The following is a 23139-nucleotide window of genomic DNA, read 5'->3' on the forward strand; positions in this document are numbered from 1 at the left end:
GGTTCCTGCAGGCCAGGCGCCGACCGGCTCAGTCGGTGCTGGTCGGCCGCCCCGAGGCCACCCAGGCATCGAGCCCGCCCGTGAGCGGCAGCGCCCGCCTGGCGCCGCGCGACAGCAGCACGCGTGCGGCCTGCGCGGCCGACACCTCGTTGGGGCAGTTGCAGTACAACACCACGTCGCGCCCCGCCGCATGCGACAGGTCGAGCCCGCGCTGCTGCAGTGCCTTGAGCGTGTACGACTGCGCCCCCGGTATGCGGCGCGGGTCGACCTGCATGCCGGCCTTGCCCCGCACGTCGATGATCAGCGGCGGCGCTTCGCCTTCGAGCAGTTCGTGCAGCTCGTCCACCGAGATGCGCGGCATGCCGGTGAGCCGCATGAACGCGCGGCGGCGCCAGTAGCGCACCGCCAGGATGACCACCAGCAGCACCGCCAGCGCGATGGTGGCGATGCCGCCGGCCTGCGCCATGACGGCCAGCACGTCCTGGATCTGGTTGCGAAACACCCAGCCCAGCCCGAGAAAGAGCCCCGTCCAGACCAGCGCGGCGCCAATGTCGAACCCGATGAAGCGCCGCACCGACATGCCCAGCGCGCCGGCCATGGGCGGTGCCACCACCGAGACGCCCGGCACGAACTTGGCCGCCACCAGCGACAGGCCGCCCCACTCGGTGATGAGCGATTCGCCGCGCCGCACGCAGGTGTCGGGCGACAGCGAGATGCGGCACAGCAGCCGCATGAAGCGGTAGCCGAAGCGCCGGCCCGCATAGAACCAGGCGCCGTCGCCCAGCAGGTTGGCCACCACCGCGGCCAGCACCACGCCGGGCACCGACACATCGCCCGCGGCCAGCAGCGCGCCGGTCAGCACCAGCACGGCGGCGGCCGGCACGGGCAGGCCCAGGCGGGCGGCGAAGCTGGCGGCGAACACCACAAGAATCGCGTTCTGCACGAGCAATGACATCAGCTGTGCCATGCGGGGTGTCCTGGGGGTGCGAGGGGTGCTGCGAGGCGTCGCGGGATGGGTGGGGGGTTCATGCCACCGTCGATTGTCCGGCATGGCCCAAGAACGTACCGGGGGCAGGCCATTGAAAAGCGGCTGAAGCCGGCCGGTTTGTCAGGCGGCGCGCGATACGCTGAATCCGAAGGTATTCAGTCCGTCTTCACTCGATGCAGAGACCTGCCCGCCGTGCATGCTCGCCACCGCCTTCACGATGGCCAGCCCCAGGCCGTGGCCGTGGTGCTCGCCGCCGCCGTCGTTGCGCGCGGCGTCCACGCGGTAGAAGCGGTCGAACAAATGCTGCAGATGCTGCGCGTCGATGGGCGCGCCGGGGTTCGACACGGTGATCCAGGTCGAGGCGGCCTCCTCGCGCAGCGTGACGGCAATCTGCGCGCCCGGCTTCGAATGCTCGATGGCGTTCTGCAGCAGGTTGGACATGGCGCGGCGGAACAGCGCGCTTTCCAGCCGGGCCTGCGCCAGCACGTCGCCTTCGATGGCCACCTGCGTGCGGGTCTCGTCGAGCACGAACTCGAAGAACTCGATGGTCTTGCGCACCTCCTGCGCCACCGGCGTGAGCACCAGCCCGGTGGCCACCTCGCCGCGGTCGGCGCGCGCCAGGAACAGCATGTCGTTGACGATGGAGCGCACCCGCTCCAGGTCTTCCAGGTTGGCCTGCAGCACCTCCTGGAACTCGCCCGCGCTGCGCTGGCGCGACAGCGCCACCTGCGTGCTGCCGATGAGGTTGGCCAGCGGCGTGCGCAGCTCGTGCGCCACGTCGGCGTTGAACGACTCGAGCTGCCCGTAGGCTTCTTCGAGCCGGCCGAGCGCGCCGTTGAAGGCCTCGGCCAGCGCCGACAGTTCCACCGGCAACGGCTCCGAGCGTAGCCGCTGCGACAGCGTCTTGGGCCGCAGCGCCTGCGCCTCGGCCGACAGCCGCTCCAGCGGCCGCAGCCCCACGCGGGCGATCCAGTAGCCCATGAAGGCCACCGCCAGCATGGCGCCCACGCCCAGCGCGACCAGGGCCGTCAGGAAGGTGTGCCGCGTGCGCGCATAAGGCTCGGTGTTGCGCCCGACGATCAGCCGCACGGCCGGGCGCTGCTCGAAGGCACCGATGTGCACGGACAGCGTGCGAAACGGCTTTTCTTCGCCCGGCAGCACGATGGCGCTGGTGTGGCCGTTGGCCTCGCGCGTGAGGCCGTCGATCTCGGCCAGGCCCTTGCCGTACTGGAAGCGCGGGTCGTCGCTGAGCACCCAGAAACGCACGCTGCCGTCTTCCGGCGTGAGCGTGTCCATGCGCGCCTGCACGCGCGCCCAGCGCTCGGGGCTGCCGATGGCGTTGATCCAGAACTGCAGGCTCTTCACGGTGGTGTCGAGCTCTTCGTACTGGTGGCGTTCGAGTTCGCGGGCCAGCACGTTGTGAAGCGCGAAGCCGGCCAGCGTGAAGGTGGCCAGCGCCGCGGCGGCGAACATGAGCACCAGCCGCGCGGTGATCGAGCGCTTCACGGCGCGGCGCCCTCCCCGTGCCGGCCTTGTTCACCGGCGGCGGCGTTGGCCTCGTCACGCACCTCCATCACATAGCCCATGCCGCGGATGGTGTGCAGCAGCTTGGTGCCGAAGGGCACGTCGATCTTGTCGCGCAGCCGCTTGATGGCCACCTCGACCACGTTGGTGTTGCTGTCGAAGTTCATGTCCCACACCAGCTCGGCGATGGCCGTCTTCGACAGGATCTCGCCCTGGCGCCTTGCGAGCACGGCCAGCAGCGCGAACTCCTTGGCCGTGAGGTCGATGCGGGTGCTGCCACGAAAGGCCTTGCGCGCCAGCAGGTCGACCTGCAGGTCGGCGATGCGCAGTTGCATCGGCTCCTGCTTGCGGCCGCGCCGGTTCAGCGCCTGCAGCCGCGCCAGCAGCTCCAGGAACGAGAAGGGCTTGATGAGGTAGTCGTCCGCGCCCTCGTGCAGGCCCTTGATGCGGTCTTCCACGCGGTCGCGCGCGGTGAGCATGATGACCGGCGTCTGCTTCACGGCGCGCAGTTCGCGCAGCACCGAGAAGCCGTCCTGCCCGGGCAGCATCACGTCGAGCACGATCACGTCGTAGTCGTGCGTGAGCGCCAGGTGCTGGCCGTCGATGCCGTTGTGCGCCATGTCGACGGTGCAGCCCTGCTCGGTCAGCCCCTTGGAGAGGTAGTCGGCGGTTCTCAGTTCGTCTTCGACAATCAGGATCTTCATGGCGGGGCGATGTCTCTGGTCGCTGTCGTGGTTCAGCAGGCGCTCATCCGTGCGCCTCGACGACCGGCGGCGCCTCGCCGGCGCGGGCGGCCTTGCGGGCCTTGCGCGCTTCCTTGCGGTTCATGTACCAGTAGTGGGCGCGGTCGAGGTACAGGTAGACCACCGGGGTCGTGAACAGGGTGAGTGCCTGCGAGAGTATCAGCCCGCCGACCATCGCGTAGCCCAGCGGGCGGCGCAGCTCGGAGCCCGAGCCGTGGCCCAGCATCAGCGGCAGGCCCGAGAGCAGCGCGCACATGGTGGTCATCATGATCGGGCGGAACCGCAGCAGGCAGGCCTGGTAGATGGCGTCGTGCGGCGACATGCCCTGCTCGCGCTCGGCCTTGAGCGCGAAGTCGATCATCATGATGCCGTTCTTCTTCACGATGCCGATCAGCAGGATGATGCCGATCAACGCGATCACGCTCAGGTCGTAGCCCCCCGCCATCAATATCAGCAACGCCCCCACGCCGGCCGAGGGCAGCGTCGACAGGATGGTCAGCGGGTGGATGTAGCTCTCGTACAGCAGGCCCAGCACGATGTACACCGCCACCAGCGCCGCGGCGATCAGGTAGGGCTGCGAAGACAGCGAATCCTGAAACGCCTGCGCCGTGCCCTGGAACGAGCCGGTGAGCGACTGCGGCAGCCCCATGTCGGCCTGCGCCTTGTTGATGGCGTCCACCGCGTCGCCCAGCGCATGGCCCGGCGCCAGGTTGAACGAGATGGTCACGGCCGGAAACTGGCCCTGGTGGCTGATCGACAGGTAGGCCGTCTTGCTGGTGTCCACCTTCACGAAGGTCGACAGCGGCACCTGCTGGCCGGTGAGCGGCGAGTTGAGGTACAGCTTGCTGAACAGCGCCGGGTCTTGCTGCAGCGCGGGCGTCACCTCCAGCACCACGTGGTAGCTGTTGAGCTGCGTGAAGTACTGCGCCACCTGGCGCTGGCCGATGGCGTCGTACAGCGTGGCGTCGATCACGGCGGGCGTGATGCCGAAGCTCGACGCCCGGTCGCGGTCGATGGTCAGCACGGCCGACGCGGCGGCGTTCTGCTGGTCGGAGGCCAGGTCGGTGATCTCGGGCACCTGCTTGAAGCGCGCGAGCAGTTGCGGCGCCCAGGTGTTGAGCTCGTCGAGGTTGGCGTCGGTCACCGTGTACTGGTATTGCGTGCGCGACGAGCGGCCGCCCACGCGAATGTCCTGCCCCGCCTGCAGGAACAGGTTCACGCCCTGCACCTTGGCCAGCTGCGGACGCAGCCGCGTGATGATTTCGTCGGCCGTGGCCGTGCGGCCTTCGTCCTTGGGCTTCAGGCTGATGAAGAAGTTGCCGGTGTTGTAGGTCGACGAGCTGCCGTTCATGCCGAAGCCGGTGATGTCGGGGTCCTTGCGCACCACGTCGGCCAGCGCCAGCATGCGCGCGTTCATCGAGGCGAAGGATGCGTCCTGCGCCGACTCGGCAAAGCCCGAGATGAAGCCGGTGTCCTGCTGCGGAAAGAAGCCCTTCGGAATCACGACGAACAGCACCGCCGTGGCCGCCACCGTGGCGAGGAACACCATGAGCGTGATGAACTGGTGGTCGAGCACCACGTGCAGCCCGCGCTTGTAGCCGTTGAGCATGGCGTCAAAGCCGCGCTCGCACAGCTGGTAGAGCCGGCCGTGCTTGCGCCCGTGCTCGTTCTTCAAAAAGCGCGAGCACAGCATGGGCGTGAGCGTGAGCGAGATCACCACGCTCACCACGATGGTCAGCGTGACCGTCACCGCGAACTCGCGAAACAGCCGCCCCACGATGCCGCCCATGAGCAGCAGCGGAATGAACACCGCGATGAGCGACACCGAGATCGAGATGATGGTGAAGCCGATTTCGCTGGCGCCCTTGTACGCGGCCTCCATCGCCGACATGCCCTCTTCCACGTAGCGGTAGATGTTCTCCAGCATCACGATGGCGTCGTCCACCACGAAGCCCACCGCGATGGTCAGCGCCATCAGCGAGAGGTTGTCCAGGCTGTAGCCCAGCAGGTACATGACGGCCACGGTGCCAAGCAGCGCGAGCGGCACCGTCACGCTCGGAATGAGCGTGGCCGGCACGTTGCGCAGGAACACGAAGATCACCGCCACCACCAGCGCAATGGTCAGCAGCAGCGTGAACTCCACGTCCTTCACCGACGCGCGGATGGTCTGCGTGCGGTCGATGATGGCGTTGACTTCCACCGTCGGCGGAATCGATGCCTTCAGGCGCGGCAGCGCGGCGTTGATGCGGTCGACCGTTTCAATGACGTTGGCGCCCGGCTGCTTGGTGATGGCCAGCACGATGGAACGGCCGTTCTGCACGGTGCTGCCTTCGGGCGCGGCGGCGCCCGCGTAGGCCCAGCCGGCGATCTTGGCGTTCTCGGGGCCGTCGACCGCCACGCCCAGGTCGCGCACGCGAATGGGCGCGCCGTTGCGGTAGGCCAGCACCACGTCGTTCCAGGGCTGCGCTTTCAGCAGCTGGTCGTTGGTGTAGACGGTGAAGCTCTGGTTGGGGCCGTCGATGGTGCCCTTGGGCGCGTTGACGGTGGCCGACGCGAGCACGGTGCGCACGTCTTCCAGGCCCAGGCCCAATGCGGCGAGCTTGGCGGGGTCGACCTGGATGCGCACGGCCGGCTTCTGCACGCCGCCGATGTTGACCAGGCCCACGCCCGATATCTGCGAGATCTGCTGCGCCAGGATGTTGTCGGCGTAGTCGTTCACCTCGGTCAGCGGCAGCGTCTTCGACTGCACCGACAGGATCAATATGGGCGAGTCGGCCGGGTTCACCTTGCGAAAGGTCGGCGGGCTCGGCAGGTTGGCGGGCAGCTGGCCGGTCGATGCGTTGATGGCGGCCTGCACGTCGAGCGCGGCGGCGTCGATGCTGCGGTCCAGGTCGAACTGCAGCGTGATCTGCGTGGAGCCCAGGCCGCTGGTCGAGGTCATCTGCGACAGGCCCGCAATGAGCGAGAACTGCCGCTCCAGCGGCTGCGCCACGTTCGACGCCATGGTCTCCGGGCTGGCGCCCGGCAGGTTGGCCGACACCTGGATGGTCGGAAAGTCGACCTGCGGCAGCGGCGCCACGGGCAGCAGCGGGAACACCGCCGCACCCACCAGCAGGATGGCCAGCGCCAGCAGCGTGGTACCGATGGGGCGCTTGATGAAGGCGGCGGAAATGCTCAATTGCTGCTCCCGCCGGCGGGCTTCTTGCCGTCCGCATTCTTCGCGGCGGGCGGCGGCTCCACCGTGCTCACGCCGGCCTTGAGCTTGTACTGCCCGTCGGTCACCACGCGCTGGCCGGCGTTCAGGCCCTTGTCGACGACGGCCGTGCCGTCGGCGATCTGCACCACGTGCACGGGCACGTTCTCGGCCTTGTTCTCGGCATCGATCACCCAGACGTAGGTGTCGCTCTGGCCGCGCTGGATGGCGGCGGCGGGCACGGTGAGCGAGTCGGCCCGGCGCTCCAGCTGCAGCCGCACGTTGACGTACTGGCCGGGCCACAGCGTGTGCTGCGGGTTGGCGAAGCTGCCCTTGAGCTGCACGGTGCCGCTGGTGGTGTCGATCTGGTTGTTCAGCAAGATCAGCTTGCCGGTGCCCAGCATCTGCGCGCCGCTGCGGTCGTAGGCCACCACCGCCAGCGGCTGCGTGCTTTGCTGCTGCACGCGGTTGATGTCCTGCACCGCGTCTTCGGGCAGCGTGAACTGCACGGCGATGGGGTCGATCTGGTTGATGACGACCAGGCCGTTGGCGTCGGTCGCATGCACGATGTTGCCGGGGTCCACCAGCCGCGCACCCACGCGCCCGTTCATGGGCGAGGCGATGCGCGTGAAGCTCAGCTGCACCTCGGCGTACTGCACCTGCGCGGCGTCGTTCTGCACCGATGCCTGCAGCTGGTTGACCAGCGCCTTCTGCGTGTCGACCTGCTGCTGCGTGGCGGCGTCCTGGCCCAGCAGCGTGGTGTAGCGCTGGAGGTCGGCGCGCGCATTGGCGAGCTGCGCGCTGTCCTTGGCCTTGGTGGCCTGGGCCTGGGCGAGCTGCGCCTGCAGCGTGCGCGGGTCGAGCTGCGCGAGCAGCTGGCCGGCCTTCACGTCCTGCCCCTCGACGAAGCCGACCTTGTCGAGCTGGCCGTCGATGCGCGCCTTCACCGTCACGGTGGCCATCGAGGCGACGGTGCCGATGCCCGAGCGGTAGACCTGCACGCTCTGCGAGGCGACACGCGCCGTGGTCACCTGCACCGGCGGCGTCTTGGGCGCGTCGGGCTTGGCGGCGTGGGCCGCATGGGGCGCGAGCGCCCAGGCGCCGCCGCCCACGAGCACCACGAGCGTGGCGGCGGCGAGCCAGGTGGCGCGGCGCTGGTGAAGGGGGGGCGTTGCGGTGGTCGTCGTCATGGCGTCAGTTTCCGGAAGTCTGGGATGCGGCGGCGGTGCTCGCAGCGGCGTTGTCGGTGGCGTTCCAGCCGCCGCCCGTGGCCGCGATCAGCGACACGCTGGCGGCCAGCTGGCGGCCCAGCACCTGCGCGGCGGTGCGCTGGTTGGTGAGCGAGAGCGTCTGCGCCGTCACCACGCTGAGGTAGGTGGCGGTGCCCGCGCGGTACTGGCTCAGCGCCAGGCGCTCGGCGAGCTGCGCAGCGCGCACCGCGTCGGCCTGCAGGGCAGATTCGCTGTCGAGCACGCGCAGCGTGGCCAGGTTGTCTTCCACCTGCTGGAAGCCGCCGAGCACGGTCTGCTTGTATTGCGCCACCGAGACGTCGTAGGCGGCCACGGCCTGGTCGCTGTGCGCCTTGCGCAAGCCGCCGTCGAACACCGTTTGCGCCAGCGCCGCGCCCAGCGACCACACGCGGCTGGGCGTGTTGAACAGCGATGCCATGTTGGCCGCGCTGAACCCGCCGCTGGCGCTGAGCACGATCTGCGGAAAGTACGCCGCCTTGGCCACGCCGATGTTGGCGTTGGCGGCCTGCACGCGGCGCTCGGCGCCGGCGATGTCGGGGCGGCGTTCGAGCAGCGCAGACGGCAGGCCCGTGGGCGTGACCGGCAACTGCACGCGCAGCGCGGCGGAAGAAGACAGCGACTCGGCCGTCGGCGGCTGCGACGGCGACGGCGACTCGAGCCGTGCCAGCGCGAACGAAGACGGCGCCTGTCCCGTCAGCACCGCGATGGCGTGTTCGAGCAGCGCGCGCTGGGCTTCGAGGTCCACGGCCTGGGCCTGGGCGGTCTTGAGCTGGCTTTCGGAAAGCGCCACGTCGGAGCGCAGCACGGTGCCGGCGGCGTACTGGTGCTGCGTGAGCTCGAACGCCTTGGCGTAGGCCGCGGTGGTGCTGGCGTACAGGTCGCGCTGCAGGTCGATCACGCGCACCTGCAGGTAGTCTTGCGCGAGCGTGGTCTGGATGCTCAGGCGCGCGCCGGCCAGGTCGTCGGCGCTGGCCTGTTCGCTGGCGCTGCCGGCCTCGACCGAGCGGCGCACGGCACCCCAGATGTCGGGCTCCCAGCTGGCGCCCAGGCCCAGGGTGTCGGCGGTGACCCGCTTGACGGTGCCGGTGCTGTTGGTCTGCGCGCGGCTGGCGCCGGCGTTCAGCCCGACGGTCGGAAAGAAGTTGGCGCGCGCAGCCGCGGTGATGGCTTGCGCCTCGCGGTATTGCGCCTCGGCGACGCGGATGTTCTGGTTGGCCGCGTTGGCCTGGACGATCAGGTCGCCGAGGGTGCTGTCACCGTAGGCGTCCCACCAGGGGTGGTCGGCGTCGATGGTCTGCGGTGCGGCGGTTTTCCAGGGGCCGCCGGTTTCCTTGTAGGCGACCGGCAGGTCCATCTGCGGGCGAACGTAGTCGGGGCCGACGGCGCAGCCTGCGAGGAGCAAGGCGGCCATCGCGATGGCGGACGGCCTGAAGAGCTTGCGCGATGGGGGGATTGCGGCGAGTGAATCCATGATGAAAGCACTCTAGGCACCTGCATCGAACCGCTTGCTGTCGGTTGACTGACAGTTCTGACAGTTTCGGCTGTTGCTCTTGCTCCCTCCCCTGCTGGGGGAGGGCTGGGGTGGGGGCAAGCGGCGCCTGCAAAAGCGCAGCGCCTGCTCGAAGGCCGCTTGCCCCCATCCCAGCCTTCCCCCAAAGGGGGAAGGAGCGGAGCCCGTCTTGCTCCCTCCCCTTCCGGGGGAGGGCTGGGGTGGGGGCACGGCGGCGCCTGCAAAAGCGCAGCGCCTGCTCGAAGGCCGCCTGCCCCCATCCCGGCCTTCCCCCGGGAGGGGAAGGAGAAATACCCGGGGTCAGCGGGGCGCGTCGCCCTTGCGGTATTCGGCGGTCAGGTCGTCCAGCTTCTGCTTCAACGCCGGGTCCAGCTTGTATTGCGCCGCGGCAAGCGTCGCGTCCAGCTGCTCGGGCCGGCTCGCCCCCAGCAGCGGCGCGGTGATGAGCGGATTCGCCATCACCCACGCCACCGCCAGCGTCGCCAGCGGCACGCCGGCTTCGTCGGCCAGCTTGTGCAACTGCGTCACGGTGTGGAAGCTGCGCTCGTTCCAGTACCGGTCCTGGTACATGTTGCCGGCGGTGCCCAGCGTGAAGCGGGTGTTCTCCTCGGGCTTCGCACCGGCCTTGTACTTGCCGGTCAGCAACCCGCCGGCCAGCGGGTTGTAGGGAATCACGCCCAGGCCTTCTTCACCCACCAGCGGCAGCAGCTCGCGCTCGATCTCGCGGAACAGCAGGCTGTAGCGCGGCTGCACCGACACATAGCGCGTGAGCTTGTGCAGCTCGGCCTTGCCCAGCGCCCGCGCCAGCCGGTAGGCCAGGAAGTTCGACACGCCGATGTAGCGCGCGCGCCCCGACTTCACGATGATGTCCAGCGCCTCCAGGCTCTCTTCGAGCGGCGTCTCGCGGTCGTCGCTGTGCAGCTGGTACAGGTCGACGTGGTCGGTCTGCAGCCGCTTGAGCGAGGCGTCGATGGCGTCCAGCAGATGCTTGCGCGACGCACCCTGGTCCCAGCTGTTGGGGCCGACCTTGCCGACCGCCTTGGTGGCCACGACGAAGCGGCGGCGGCCCGCGGGGCCCTGCTTCTGCAGCCAGCGGCCGATGATTTCTTCGGTGCGGCCGGTGGTCTCGACGGTGCCGCCCAGCGGGTACACGTCGGCGGTGTCGAGAAAGTTGATGCCGCCTTCGGCCGCCTTGTCGAGGATCTGGTGCGACACCGTCTCGTCGGTCTGCAGGCCGAAGGTCATGGTGCCGAGGGCCAGGCGCGACACGGTGAGGCCCGTGCGGCCGAGACGGGTGGTGGGAATGCTCATGGTGCTTCGCTCTCGGAAAGTGAGGAAAAAGGGCGGCGGCCATCATAGACACGGCCGTCCAATCCTTCAGGCGCACGCGGGTTTCAGGCGCCTCCAGGCACCTTCATGCACCTTCGACATGCACGCCCGGCGCACCGCGCTCCACGCCGAGGCGCGCCATGGTGCGCACGGCCGAGCCGGCCTGCGTCTCGTCGTCCACCGCGCGAAACTCCACCGCGGCGCCGCCGGCATCGAGCGTCACGAGCGCGTAGCCGCGCTTGTCCGCGCGCCCGTACCGCAGGTGCGGGTTCTTCGCGAGCATGTTCGCCACGCTCGCGGCGCTCGGCCCCTCCGAGGTGATGGCGCCGCCGACGAACTCGGTCGCGATGGCCGGAGCCTGTGCGTCGCGCCGCAGGTCGGCCGCCCAGAAGGCATGCACGTCGCCGCTGACCACCAGCGCGTTGCCGCCGTTCGCCTTGTTGGCGGCAATGCCGTCGAGCAGGCGCGTGCGCGCCGCGGCGTAGCCGTCCCAGCCGTCCATCCAGTAGCCGTGTTCGGGCCCGCGCTTGCGGTCGGCCTCAGCCAGCAGCGTGGGCTGCGCAAGCACGGTCCAGCGCGCGGGCGGCGCCGCGAGTTCACGCGCGAGCCAGGCCTCTTGCGTCGCACCGAAAAAACTGCGCTCGGGCGCGAAGCGGTCGGCGCAGTCGGCCAGCGGCGACGCGCTGCGGCCCGACAGGCACACATGGTGCGAGCGGTACTGGCGCCCGTCGGTCAGCAGCAGGTCGACCATGCGGCCGAAGCGATGGCGCCCGTAGATGGCCGCGTCGGCGCCGCGCGGGCGCATGCGCTCGGGCACGGGCATGTGCTCGTACCAGGCCTGGTAGGCGGCCGCGCGCATCGCGAGAAACTGCGCGGGGTCGGCGGTGCGCGGCGACACGTCGTTGGTGTAGTCGTTGGCCACCTCGTGGTCGTCCCAGGTCACCAGCCAGGGAAAGGCGGCGTGCGCGGCCTGCAGGTGCGGATCGCTCTTGTACAGCGCGTAGCGGTTGCGAAAACCCGCCAGCTGCGTCGGGATGCCGCCCTGGTGCTGGCGCACGCGACCCGCGCCGCGCGAGCTTTCGTAGATGTAGTCGCCCAGGTGCACGACAAAGTCCAGCGGCTGCTCGGCCATGTCGCGGTAGGCGGCGTAGAAGCCCTGCTCGTAGTGCTGGCAGGAGGCGAAGGCGAAGCGCACGGGCCGCGTCGACTCGTCGGCGTCGGCCGGCGCGGTGCGTGTGCGGCCTGTGGGGCTGCGCACACCGGCGGCCGTGAAGCGGTACCAATACGGCCGGCCCGGCGCGAGGCCGCTCACCTCGGCGTGCACGGAGTGCGCGAGCGCCTCGGTCGCGGTGGCCGAGCCCTTGGCGAGGACGCGGCCGAAGCGCTCGTCGTCGGCCACCTCCCAACGCACCTCGACCGGTGCATCGCCCATGCCGCCACCCTGCAGCGGATCGGGCGCGAGCCGCGTCCACAGCACGAAGCCGTCGGGCCGCGGCGTGCCCGAGGCCACGCCCAGCGTGAACAGCTCGCGTGAAGCCTGCTGCGCCTGCAGCCGAAGAAAGGGATGGCCCAGCGACGCCGCGGCCAGTCCGCCGCACAGCAGGCGCCGGCGCGAAAGTGGTTCCATCTTCATTCGCACGCGACGGTGCCCCCATGACTCATGCGCCGCACTGTCGTTCGCTTCGCTCGCTCCTGTCAACCCGGCAAGTCACGAGCTGGGCCGCGGCGCCACCACCACCGTGACCCGCGCCGTCATGTACGGGTGCACCGGGCAGGCGTAGTCGTACACGCCCGGCTTGTCGAAGCTGCGCGCGAAGGCCTTGCCGGGCAGCAGCAGGTCAATGCCGGCGGTGCCGTCCTTGAAGACCACGCCGTGCGGCGCGCCGTCGTCGTTCTGCCAGGTCAGCGTCTGGCCGACCTCGACGGTGATCTGCGCAGGCTCGAAGGCGAAGTTGCGGATGGCCACGTGCGCCGATGCGCCGGCATGCCCGCCTGGCGAAGCGCCTTGCGACGCACTTTGCGAGGCACTTCGAGATGGGCCGGTGTGCTGCAACGCGATCTTGCGCGGCGCATTGCCCACCGCCACCGTGTGCATCGGCCCGCCCGCCAGGTCGACCACGCTGACGTCGTTCGAGCCCTCGTTGCTCACCCAGAGCTTCTTGCCGTCGGCCGACAGGTCGAGCCAGTGCGGCTGCTTGCCCACGCCGATGCTGCGCACCGACGCATGCCCGACCGGGTCGAACAGCATCACCTCGCCCGGCCCCTGCACCACCACCACGCCGCTCGCCATGCCGGCGAAGTGCTGCGCGATGTGCGGCGACACGCCGGTCGGAATGGGCGCGCCCCACTGGTTGGTGGCCGGGTCCAGCACCTGCACCGCGGGCACGCCGGCCAGCGTGAGGTAGAGCGACTTGCCGTCGGCATCGAACTCCAGGTCGCGCGGCGGCTTGTCGAGCGCGATCTCGTTGACGACCGCGCGGGTGGCCATGTCGATGACGACCAGCGCGAAATGGCCGGGCTCCTGCGACGCGACATAGGCCTGGCGCCCGTCGGGCCGGATGGCGATGGTGTGCGGCTTGGGCACCGCCACGCTGGCGCTCACGCCGTGCGCCGTGGTGTCGACGAAGGCCACGCGGTCGTCGCCGTTGACGGCCACCAGCAGCCACTTGCCGTCCGTGGTCATGGCCAGGCCCTGCGGCCCCTTGCCGACGTCGATGCTGCGCGTGACGCGGTCGGTGGCCGCATCGATCTCGCTCACCGCCGAGGCGCCGGAGCCGCTGACGAACACGCTGCGCCCGCCCGGCGCGACGACGATGCCGTCCGGCCCCGCCGCGACGGGCACGGTGGCGACGACGCGCTCGGTGCCGGTGTCGATCACGCTGACGGTGCTGTCCTTGAAGTTGCCGACGTAGGCCTTGGGGCCCGCGGCGAAGGCAGGCGCGGCCGAGGCCGCAAGGGCGCAAAGCACGACGACGACGCGTGCGAAAACCGGAATGGCGGGCATGGCGATCATGGTGAAAACCTCCTGATGAAAAAAGCGCGAGCGCGCAGAATCCGCACAGGGCATGACGCATGACGTGCCCTGTTTATTCCACGCAGGTCCTTGTTTGAAAAAGAGGGAATAAAACGCCGGGCCGCCCCGTCATGCAGGAAGAAGGAGCCCTTGAGCCCGTTGACGCCCGACCGCACACGCCAGTTCGAAGCCGCCGCGCTGCCGCATCTGGCTGCGGCCTGGAACCTCGCGCGCTGGCTGCTGCGCGACGACCAGTTGGCCGAAGACGCGGTGCAGGAGGCCTACCTGCGCGCGTTCCGCTTCTTCGACGGCCTGCGCGGCGAGAGCGCGCGGCCGTGGCTGCTGGGCATCGTGCGCAACGCCTGCTACGACTGGATGCGGCAGAACCGGCAACTGGCCGACCAGGTGGAGTTCGACGAGCTGCGCGACAGCGAGGCCGCGGCCTTTGCCGCGCCGGTGGACGCGGCCGACCCGGCGCGCCAATGGGAGCTGCGTGCGCAGGGCGAGCGCATCGACGCCGCCATCGACGCGCTGCCGCCGCTGTACCGCGAGGTCGTGGTGCTGCGCGAGCTGGAAGAGATGCGCTACGAGGACATCGCGCGCATCGCGGGCGTGCCGCTGGGCACGGTGATGTCGAGGCTGTCGCGCGCGCGGGCGCTGCTGCGCGAAAGCCTGCGCGACGAACGGCCCGGCGGCCATGCGGACGAGGGAGGAAGGACGCACCATGTCAATGTCTGACGACGAACTGGGCCTGCTGATCCGGCGGCAGGCCGCGCGGCATGCGCCGCCCGGCGGGTTGGCGCAACGCATCGGGCGGGCGGTGCGTGCTGAAGCCGGTCTGGCGTCGGCGCCTGTTTCTGCGCCTGGCGTTGCACCGCAACGCCGAGGCTGGTGGCGCGGACTGGCCTGGTTCGGCACGGGCGCCGCCACCGCCTGGAGCCTTGCCCTGGTGCTGCTGTCGACGCCGGTGGCGCCCTCTTTCGGCGCGCTCGCCGACGCGGTCACCGGCAACCACGTGCGCTCGCTGATGGCCGCGCACCTGGCCGACGTTGCCTCCACCGACCAGCACACGGTCAAGCCGTGGTTCGCCGGCAAGCTGGACTTTTCACCGCCCGTGGTCGACCTGGCCGCGGAAGGCTTTGCACTCACGGGCGGGCGGCTGGACTACCTCGACGGGCGCACCGTGGCGGCGCTGGTGTACCGCGCGGGGCCGCATGTGATCAACCTGTTCGTGTGGCCCTCGGCCGATGGCAAGGTGCTGGCGCCCGCGTTCTCGACACGCCAGGGCTACCAGCTGGCGCACTGGGCGCAGGGCGGCATGCAGGCCTGGGCCGTGTCGGACCTGAATGCGGTGGAACTGCGGAACTTTGCGGCGCTGATGCACGAGCGCACCGCGCCGCGCGCGCCCTGACGCACTGCCGAAAGGCTCAGCAGGTGACGGCGGCCGGCTGCCGAGCCGTGGCGCGCGCGCTTGCCACGGCCCAGCCGAACACGCCCATGCCCGCCAGCGCCAGCAAGGCGCCGACCCAGCCGGTCGAGGTCCAGCCCAGGCCCGAGGCAATGGCCACGCCGCCGAGCCAGGCGCCCAGCGCGTTGGCCATGTTGAAGGCCGAGTGGTTGAGCGCGGCGGCGAGCGTCTGCGCGTCGCCGGCCACGTCCATCAGGCGGATCTGCAGCGCCGGGCCGATGGCCACCGTGGTGCCGATGAGGAACACGTTGAACGCCGCGGTGTAGACGTTGTGCGCCGCGAAGGTGAACAGCGCGAGCACCACCGCCGCATAGACCAGCAGGCCGCCGATGGTGCGCATGAGCGACTTGTCGGCCAGGCGCGCGCCCACGAGGTTGCCCATGACCATGCCCAGGCCGAACAGCGCCAGCACCAGGGGCACGCCGCCCAGCGGCAGGCCGGCCACTTCGATGAGCGTGGGCTTGATGTAGCTGAACACCGCGAACATGCCGCCGAAGCCGATGGCGCCGATGCCCAGCGTGAACCACACCTGCTTGCGCTTGAGCGCACCGAGCTCGCGCCACGGGCTGGCGCCGGCCGGCGCTGCCAGGTCGGGAATGTCGCGGCGCAGCAGCACGATGGCCACCAGCGCGATCACGCCGACGAACACGAAGGCCGCGCGCCAGCCGAAGACCTGGCCCAGCCAGGCGGCGATGGGCACGCCGACCAGCGTGGCGCCGGTGAGCCCCAGCATGACGAGCCCCACGGCGCGCGCCCGGCGCCCCGGCGGCGCGAGCGTGGCGGCCACGAGCGCGGCCACGCCGAAGTAGGTGCCGTGCGGCAGGCCGGTGGCGAAGCGCAGCAGGTTCAGCAACAGGTAGGTGGGGGCCGCGGCGCTGGCGAAGTTGCCGGCGGCGAACACGGCCATGAGCGCGATCAGCAGCGCGCGGCGGCGCCATCCTGCGGCCAGCACCGCGAGCACGGGCGCGCCGATGACCACGCCCAGCGCATAGGCGCTGATGACGTGGCCGGCCTGCGGAATGCTCACGCCGATGTCGTTCGCGACCTCGGGCAGCAGGCCCATGATGACGAACTCGCCGGTGCCGATGGCGAAGCCGCCGACGCCGAGCGCAAGCACCGCGCGCAGAAAGTTGACCGGCGCTGCGGTGGAAGAGGAAGAAAGGGGAATGTCGGTGTCCGCGCTGTCCAGCGCGGGTGGGGAGGCGTTCAAGGCCAGGCTCCTGAGAAGGTGCCCGGCGGCCGCGGGCGGAAGCCGGATTTTAGGGTAAACCCTGAAACCGAACCGGTACGCAGATGCCAAAGACCCTGTACCGGCGCCGCCTCGAAAGGCCTTGCCCAGCGGCTCAGATGGCCACGAGCTGGCGCACGCCCTGCGCTTCCATGTCCTTGCCGAGGCCGCGCGCAATGACTTCGCCGCGCTCCATCACGAGGTAGTCGTCGGCCAGTTCCTGGGCAAAGTCGTAGTACTGCTCGCACAGCACGATGGCCATGTCGCCACGGTCGGCCAGCATGCGGATGACGCGGCCGATGTCCTTGATGATGCTGGGCTGGATGCCTTCGGTGGGCTCGTCGAGGATCAGCAGGCGCGGCTTCGGCGCCAGGGCGCGGGCGATGGCCAGCTGCTGTTGCTGCCCGCCGGAGAGGTCGCCGCCTCTTCGGTGGATCATCTGCTTGAGCACGGGGAACAGTTCGTACAGCTCGGCTGGAATGGGGGTGCTGCCGCTCTTGTAGGCCAGGCCCATGCGCAGGTTTTCTTCGACGGTGAGCCTGGCGAAAATTTCGCGGCCCTGCGGCACGAAGCCGATGCCGGCCCTTGCGCGGTCATAGGGCGTGGCTTTCTGGATAGGCTTGCCTTCGAGCTCGATGCTGCCGCTCTTGATGGGGACCAGGCCCATCAACGATTTCAGCAAGGTTGTCTTGCCCACGCCGTTGCGCCCCAGCAGGACGGTGACCTTGCCCAGGGTGGCCTGGAAGCTCACGTCCCTGAGGATGTGAGAGCCGCCGTAGTACTGGTGGATGTTTTTGACTGTCAGCATTTTTTCAGGCCCTTCCTTTGGCTTTGTTGGAGGCGCCCGGTACGCGGTACGGCCCAGACAGCCCCACTGCGCCGGCCCTTCGGGCTTCCCTGCGGTGCTCGCGTTTCGCGGGGTCTCGCAGAACTCGCCTTCGGCTCAAACAGCTGCGAGCCCTGATCCGCGAAACGCTGCGCTCCTCGGCGGCACAGAGGGGCTGTCTGGGCCGTACCGCATACCGAGCGCTTGCTGTGGCGTTGAGGCTGTGGCCCTCACCCCGACCCTCTCCCAGAGGGAGAGGGAGGAAGTCCAAACACACGACGGCTCTGACCACGGCGATGGGGGTTGAGCCCTTGGGCGGCCGTTGAGGCACCGCCGAGCAGCGGCGCGTCAGGCGGATCAGGGCTCGCCCTTGTTTGAGCGAGGCGAGTTTGGGCGAGACCCCGCCTGACGTGAGCAGCGCAGGGAAGCCGCGAAGCGGCCGGTGACGTCGGCCGCCCAAGGGCTCAACCCCCATCGCCGGACCCCGAACAACATCAGCGCCCAAGATAAACCTCGATCACACGTTCATCGGCCTGCACCTCGTCCAGCGTGCCCTGCGCCAGCACCGAGCCGTCGCACAGCACGGTCACGATCTCGGAGATGGTGCGGATGAAGCTCATGTCGTGCTCCACCACCATCAGTGAATGCTTGCCCTTGAGGGTGAGGAACAGCTCCGCCGTGCGCGCGGTTTCCTCGTCGGTCATGCCGGCCACCGGCTCGTCGAGCAGCAGCAGCTTGGGGTCCTGCATCAGCAGCATGCCGATTTCGAGCCACTGCTTCTGGCCATGGCTCAGGTTGCCTGCCAGGCGCGAGACGCTGTCGGCCAGGTGAATGGTCTGCAGCACTTCCGCCAGGCGGTCGCTCTGCGCCGAGTCGAGCCTGAACAGCATCGACGCGCGCACGCCCTTGTTGGTCTTCAAGGCGAGCTCGAGGTTCTCGAACACAGTGAGGTGCTCGAACACGGTGGGCTTCTGGAACTTGCGGCCGATGCCCAGCTGCGCAATGTCGGCCTCGCGGTGGCGCAGCAGGTCGATGGTGCTGCCGAAGAACACGGTGCCCGAGTCGGGCCGGGTCTTGCCGGTGATGATGTCCATCATCGTCGTCTTGCCCGCGCCGTTCGGGCCGATGATGCAGCGCAGCTCGCCCGGCGCGATGTCGAGCGACAGCTTGTTGATGGCCTTGAAGCCGTCGAAGCTCACGCTCACGTCTTCCAGGTACAGGATGCGGCCGTGCGTGACGTCCACCTCGCCGGGCGTGACGTGGCGGCCGAAGTCGGCGCTGCGGCCGCCCGACTCGGTACTGCCGCTGTCGTACGGCATGCCGTGGGCACGCGCGGCGCGCTCGGCGCCGGCTTCCATCAGGTCGGGCGTCATGCGCGCGCTCCCTTCGGTTCGGCGGCCAGCGGCGCGAGAAGCGACTCCGGCTCCATGCCCTGCGATGCCGCGAGTGCGCGTTGCGCTTCTTCTCGACCGTCGCTCACGGCGGCAGCGGGCGTCTTCTCGCGAGACATCCACTTGCGCACCAACCCCACGATGCCGTTCGGCAGGAACAGTGTGACAGCAATGAACAGGGCCCCCAGAAAGTACAGCCAGTACTCCGGGTAGGCCACGGTGAGCCAGCTCTTGGCGCCGTTGACGATGAAGGCGCCGATGATCGGACCGATCAGCGTGGCGCGTCCGCCCACCGCGGCCCAGATGGCGATCTCGATGGAGTTGGCCGCGCTCATCTCGCCCGGATTGATGATGCCGACCTGCGGCACGTACAGCGCGCCGGCCACGCCGCACATCACGGCCGAAATGACCCAGATCGTGAGCTTGTAGGGCAGCGGGTTGTAGCCCGAGAACATCACGCGCGTTTCGGCGTCGCGAATGGCCTGCAGCACGCGGCCGAACTTGCTGCCGATGAGCCACTTGGCGAACAGGAAGAAGCCCAGCAGCGTGAGACCCGTGAGCGCGAAGAGCGTCATGCGCATTTCCTGCGTGGCGATCGGAATGTTCAGGATGCGCTTGAAGTCGGTGAACCCGTTGTTGCCGCCGAAGCCCGTCTCGTTGCGAAAGAACAGCAGCATGGCCGCGAAGGTCATGGCCTGCGTGATGATCGAGAAGTACACGCCCTTGATGCGCGAGCGGAAGGCGAAGAAGCCGAACACGAAGGCGATGATGCCGGGCACCGCAATGATCATCACCAGCGTCATGACGAAGCTGCCGCTGAAGGTCCAGTGCCAGGGCAGCTCCTTCCAGTCGAGGAACACCATGAAGTCGGGCAGCTCGCTCTTGTAGTTGCCGTCGCGCCCGATCTGGCGCATGAGGTACATGCCCATCATGTAGCCGCCGAGCGCGAAGAACAGGCCGTGCCCCAGCGACAGGATGCCGGTGTAGCCCCAGATCAGGTCCATGGCCAGCGCGCAGATGGCGTAGCACATGATCTTGCCGACGAGCGCCACGGCGTAGTCGCTCATGTGCAGCGGGCTGTCGGCGGGTACCCAGATGTTGAGCACCGGCGCCACCGCGCACACCACGATCAGCGCGACGAAGAAGGCCGTCCAGCCCTTGCCGCTCAGCAGCGGGCCCTTGGTGGGAAGTACGACCTTGCTCATGCCTCTGCGCTCCGGCCCTTCATCGCGAAGATGCCTTGCGGGCGCTTCTGGATGAAGATGATGATGAAGACAAGCACCGCGATCTTGGCGAGCACCGCGCCCGCCCAGCCTTCGATGAACTTGTTGAGAATGCCCAGCCCCAGCGCCGCATACACGGTGCCTGCGAGCTGGCCCACACCGCCCATCACGACCACCATGAAGCTGTCGACGATGTAGCTCTGGCCCAGGTCGGGGCCGACGTTGCCGATCTGGCTCAGCGCGCAGCCCGCCAGGCCCGCGATGCCCGAGCCGAGCGCGAAGGCGTAGGTGTCGATGCGCGCGGTGTTCACGCCCATGCACGAGGCGATGGGGCGGTTCTGCGTGACGCCGCGCACGAACAGGCCCAGGCGCGTTCTGCCGATGAGCCAGCCCATGGCCAGCAACACCAGCACCGCGAAGATGATGATGCCGATGCGGTTCCACGGCAGCGTGACGTTGCTGAGCATGGTGAAGCCGCCGCTCATCCAGCCGGGGTTTTCCACGCCGACGTTCTGCGCGCCGAACAGCGTGCGCACCAGCTGCTGCAGCATCAGGCTGATGCCCCAGGTGGCGAGCAGCGTCTCCAGCGGGCGGCCGTACAGGAAGCGGATGACGCCGCGCTCCAGCACCGCGCCCACCAGCGCCGACGCCATGAACGACACCGGAATGGCGGCCACCAGGTACCAGCCGAAGGCCGACTCCGGCAGGTACTTCTGGAAGATGCCCTGCATCACGTAGGTGGCGTAGGCGCCGATCATCATCAGCTCGCCGTGCGCCATGTTGATGACGCCCATCAGCCCGTAGGTGATGGCCAGGCCCAGCGCGGCCAGCAGCAGCACCGAGCCCAGGCTGATGCCGCTGAACACGGCGTTGATGCGGTCGCCCCAGACCAGCGAGCTGTCGATGCTGGCGATGGACGCGACGATGGCCGCCTTGACGTCGGCCTCGGTCTCGTCGGCCAGGCGCTGGTTGAGCAGCAGCTTGGTGTCGGGGTTGCGGTTGTTGCCCAGCTCTTTCGCGGCGGTGAGGCGCTTGGCCTTGTCGGTGCTGGTGAGCATGCCGGCGGCGCGCACGAGTTCGAGCTGCGCCTTGATCCTGGGGTTGGTCTCGGCGGCCAGCGCCTTTTCGACTATGGGGATTCGGGATTCGTCGGGGTCCTTGAACAGGGCCTGCGCGGCTTCGGCGCGCACCGCGTCGTCTTTGCTCGTGAGCTTGAGCGCGGCCTGCGCGGCGTCGAGCGCACCGCGCATGAGGTTGTTGTTGACGACGTCTTCGGCGGTGTCGGGCACCTTCAGTTCGGCGCCGGTGACGGGGTCGTAGCCTTTGTCGTCCTTCATCACGAAGACCTTGTCCTCGGTGTGCTTGACCGCGTCGTCGGACATGGCCTGGATGAACGCGGCGGTCTTGTCGTCGGCCGTGAGCACGGCCTTGTTGAGCGCGGCGATGCGGGCTTCGGACTCGCCGGAGGCGATGGCCCGGGCTTCGTCGGCGGTCAGCGCGTGGGCGGCCGTTGCCATGAGCAGCATGGCGGCGAGTGCGCAGTGAAGGGTTCGTCGAAGCATGGTGAAAGTGGAAGTTGGGGTTGGCTCCCTCCCCTTCCGGGGGAGGGTCGGGGTGGGGGCACGCGGCGCCCGGACAAGCGCAGTGCTCGAGTCGACCGCCGTCAGCCCCCACCCCTGCCCTCCCCCAGCGGGGGAGGGAGAAACACACTTACATCGACTTGCCAGCCGGGTAATCCGGCTTCTTGTCGTTGCCTTCGATGTACGGGCTCCACGGCTTGGCCTTGACCGGGCCCGGCGTCTTCCACACCACGTTGAACTGGCCGTCGGCCTTGATCTCGCCGATGAACACGCTCTTGTGCAGGTGGTGGTTCTTCTCGTCCATCTTCGACACGATGCCCGAGGGGGCCGTGAAGGTCTGGCCGGCCATGGCTGCAATCACCTTGTCGGTGTCGGTCGACTTGGCCTTCTCGACCGCCTGCTTCCACATGTGGATGCCGATCCAGGTGGCTTCCATCGGGTCGTTGGTGAGCGGCTTGTCCTTGTGGCCGGCGATGTTCTTGGCCTTGGCGTAGTCGCTCCACTGCTTGATGAACGCGGTGTTTGTCGGGTTCTTGATCGACATGAAGTAGTTCCATGCGGCCAGGTGACCCACCAGCGGCTTGGTGTCCACGCCGCGCAGTTCTTCCTCGCCCACCGAGAAGGCCACCACAGGCACGTCCTTGGCCTTCAGGCCGGCGTTGCCCAGTTCCTTGTAGAAGGGCACGTTGGAGTCGCCGTTGATGGTCGACACCACGGCCGTCTTGCCGCCGGCCGAGAACTTCTTGATGTCGGCGACGATGGTCTGGTAGTCGCTGTGGCCGAAGGGGGTGTACTTCTCGTCGATGTCGGTGTCCTTCACGCCCTTGCTCTTCAGGTAGGCGCGCAGGATCTTGTTGGTGGTGCGGGGGTACACGTAGTCGGTGCCCAGCAGCACCCAGCGCTTGGCGCCGCCGCCTTCCTTGCTCATCAGGTAGTCGACAGCCGGAATGGCTTGCTGGTTGGGCGCGGCGCCCGTGTAGAACACGTTCTTCGACAGCTCCTCGCCTTCGTACTGCACGGGATAGAACAGCAGGCCGTTCATTTCCTCGACCACCGGCAGCACCGACTTGCGCGACACCGAGGTCCAGCAGCCGAAGATCACCGAGACCTTGTCCTGGCCGAGCAGCTGCTTGGTCTTTTCAGCGAACAGCGGCCAGTTGGAGGCGGGGTCGACGATCACGGGCTCGAGCTGCTTGCCCAGCACGCCGCCCTTCTTGTTGATGTCTTCGATGGCCATCAGGACCGTGTCTTTCAACACGGTTTCCGAGATGGCCATGGTGCCCGACAGCGAGTGCAGCACGCCGACCTTGATGGTGTCGGCAGCGAATGCCGGCGCAGCAGAAATGCTGGCCAGCGCGACGGCGGCGGTGAGCGCCTTGAGTGTGAAACGACGTTGCATGTGGACTCCTGCTCCGGGGTGGTTTGAACGGGGTCGCCAGCACTGTGCTGGCGTGGAGAGGAGTCTGCGGAATGCACCATGAAGGTGAAATACGCCGGGTGGCGTACACGGAGGTACTCAGCCGGTTCGCCCCGTTCGGCGAATTCAGGCGGGCGGCGGTGCGGGGTACTTCTGCGCGTTCAGCACCATCTTGCTTCTGGCCGCCTCGATCACGTCGATGCCAAGCTTGTCGGCCAACTGCAGCAGGTAGAGGAACACGTCGGCGATCTCGGTGCCGATTTCGGCGCGCTTGTCGGCCGGCAGCGAGCGGCTCTGCGCTTCGGTGAGCCACTGGAAATGCTCCAGCAGTTCGGCCGCTTCGACCGAGAGTGCGGAGGCGAGGTTCTTGGGTGAGTGGAAGGGCTCCCAATGTCTCGCCTCGGCGAAGTCGCGGAGGTCTTGAATCAGCCCGTGGAGATCGGTTGCCATGCGTGT

18 protein-coding genes are annotated in these 23139 nt (G+C 68.7%); 2 read left to right on the forward strand and 16 right to left on the reverse strand.

The features are described 5' to 3' along the window. Positions 1-28: 28 nt before the first annotated feature. The 9 genes from ACSFA5_RS13540 to ACSFA5_RS13580 form a co-directional block, all read right to left on the reverse strand. Positions 29-967, reverse strand: a complete 939-nt coding sequence (locus ACSFA5_RS13540) for a DedA family protein/thiosulfate sulfurtransferase GlpE (RefSeq protein WP_435444553.1) — start codon at positions 965-967, stop codon at positions 29-31. 141 nt (positions 968-1108) lie between these two features. Then, entirely contained in the window at positions 1109-2494 is a 1386-nt protein-coding gene (locus ACSFA5_RS13545; protein ID WP_435444554.1) for a heavy metal sensor histidine kinase, read from the reverse strand. Further along, a complete protein-coding gene (locus ACSFA5_RS13550) occupies positions 2491-3216 on the reverse strand; it encodes a heavy metal response regulator transcription factor (RefSeq protein ID WP_435444555.1) in 726 nt (241 codons plus the stop codon). Before ACSFA5_RS13550 ends, ACSFA5_RS13545 begins: the two co-directional genes overlap by 4 nt. Before the next feature lie 43 nt (positions 3217-3259). Then, the gene (locus ACSFA5_RS13555) at positions 3260-6433 is read right to left on the reverse strand and encodes an efflux RND transporter permease subunit (protein ID WP_435444556.1); all 3174 of its coding nucleotides are present in this window, start codon (positions 6431-6433) and stop codon (positions 3260-3262) included. Continuing rightward, positions 6430-7638 carry an efflux RND transporter periplasmic adaptor subunit gene (locus ACSFA5_RS13560; protein ID WP_435444557.1) on the reverse strand — a complete coding sequence of 403 codons (1209 nt, stop codon included), beginning with the start codon at positions 7636-7638 and terminating at the stop codon, positions 6430-6432. Before ACSFA5_RS13560 ends, ACSFA5_RS13555 begins: the two co-directional genes overlap by 4 nt. Positions 7639-7642: 4 nt before the next feature. Next, positions 7643-9169, reverse strand: coding sequence for an efflux transporter outer membrane subunit (locus ACSFA5_RS13565; RefSeq protein ID WP_435444558.1), 1527 nt, complete (start codon positions 9167-9169; stop codon positions 7643-7645). Positions 9170-9508: 339 nt separating this feature from the next. Continuing rightward, complete coding sequence (locus ACSFA5_RS13570) at positions 9509-10519, reverse strand: aldo/keto reductase (protein WP_435444559.1); 1011 nt, start codon at positions 10517-10519, stop codon at positions 9509-9511. A gap of 103 nt (positions 10520-10622) precedes the next feature. Then, the gene (locus ACSFA5_RS13575) at positions 10623-12164 is read right to left on the reverse strand and encodes an alkaline phosphatase D family protein (RefSeq protein WP_435444560.1); all 1542 of its coding nucleotides are present in this window, start codon (positions 12162-12164) and stop codon (positions 10623-10625) included. Positions 12165-12245: 81 nt separating this feature from the next. Then, entirely contained in the window at positions 12246-13550 is a 1305-nt protein-coding gene (locus ACSFA5_RS13580) for a YVTN family beta-propeller repeat protein (protein WP_435444561.1), read from the reverse strand. A 150-nt stretch (positions 13551-13700) separates the two neighbouring features. Between ACSFA5_RS13580 and ACSFA5_RS13585 the strand changes: the two genes are divergently transcribed. Both ACSFA5_RS13585 and ACSFA5_RS13590 read left to right on the forward strand, forming a co-directional pair. After that, a complete protein-coding gene (locus ACSFA5_RS13585) occupies positions 13701-14288 on the forward strand; it encodes a sigma-70 family RNA polymerase sigma factor (protein WP_435444562.1) in 588 nt (195 codons plus the stop codon). Further along, positions 14275-14961 carry an anti-sigma factor family protein gene (locus ACSFA5_RS13590; RefSeq protein WP_435444563.1) on the forward strand — a complete coding sequence of 229 codons (687 nt, stop codon included), beginning with the start codon at positions 14275-14277 and terminating at the stop codon, positions 14959-14961. Before ACSFA5_RS13585 ends, ACSFA5_RS13590 begins: the two co-directional genes overlap by 14 nt. A gap of 16 nt (positions 14962-14977) precedes the next feature. Here the strand turns inward: ACSFA5_RS13590 and ACSFA5_RS13595 are convergent, their stop codons facing one another. The 7 genes from ACSFA5_RS13595 to ACSFA5_RS13625 form a co-directional block, all read right to left on the reverse strand. Further along, positions 14978-16228 (reverse strand): MFS transporter, encoded by a 1251-nt coding sequence (locus ACSFA5_RS13595; protein ID WP_435444564.1) that lies wholly within the window; start codon positions 16226-16228, stop codon positions 14978-14980. Between the two features lie 133 nt (positions 16229-16361). Further along, the gene (gene urtE, locus ACSFA5_RS13600; RefSeq protein ID WP_435444565.1) at positions 16362-17054 is read right to left on the reverse strand and encodes an urea ABC transporter ATP-binding subunit UrtE; all 693 of its coding nucleotides are present in this window, start codon (positions 17052-17054) and stop codon (positions 16362-16364) included. 512 nt (positions 17055-17566) lie between these two features. Next, positions 17567-18445, reverse strand: a complete 879-nt coding sequence (gene urtD / locus ACSFA5_RS13605) for an urea ABC transporter ATP-binding protein UrtD (protein WP_435444566.1) — start codon at positions 18443-18445, stop codon at positions 17567-17569. Next, on the reverse strand, positions 18442-19668 hold the full coding sequence (urtC, locus tag ACSFA5_RS13610) for an urea ABC transporter permease subunit UrtC (protein ID WP_435444567.1): 1227 nt from the start codon (positions 19666-19668) through the stop codon (positions 18442-18444). The genes urtD and urtC overlap by 4 nt, the downstream gene beginning before the upstream one ends. After that, entirely contained in the window at positions 19665-21212 is a 1548-nt protein-coding gene (urtB, locus tag ACSFA5_RS13615) for an urea ABC transporter permease subunit UrtB (protein WP_435444760.1), read from the reverse strand. The genes urtC and urtB overlap by 4 nt, the downstream gene beginning before the upstream one ends. A gap of 184 nt (positions 21213-21396) precedes the next feature. Further along, complete coding sequence (urtA, locus tag ACSFA5_RS13620; protein WP_435444568.1) at positions 21397-22665, reverse strand: urea ABC transporter substrate-binding protein; 1269 nt, start codon at positions 22663-22665, stop codon at positions 21397-21399. A 144-nt stretch (positions 22666-22809) separates the two neighbouring features. After that, the gene (locus tag ACSFA5_RS13625; protein ID WP_435444569.1) at positions 22810-23133 is read right to left on the reverse strand and encodes a nucleotide pyrophosphohydrolase; all 324 of its coding nucleotides are present in this window, start codon (positions 23131-23133) and stop codon (positions 22810-22812) included. Positions 23134-23139 lie beyond the last annotated feature (6 nt).

This window comes from Variovorax monticola (assembly GCF_051216855.1).
Lineage (GTDB): Bacteria > Pseudomonadota > Gammaproteobacteria > Burkholderiales > Burkholderiaceae_C > Variovorax.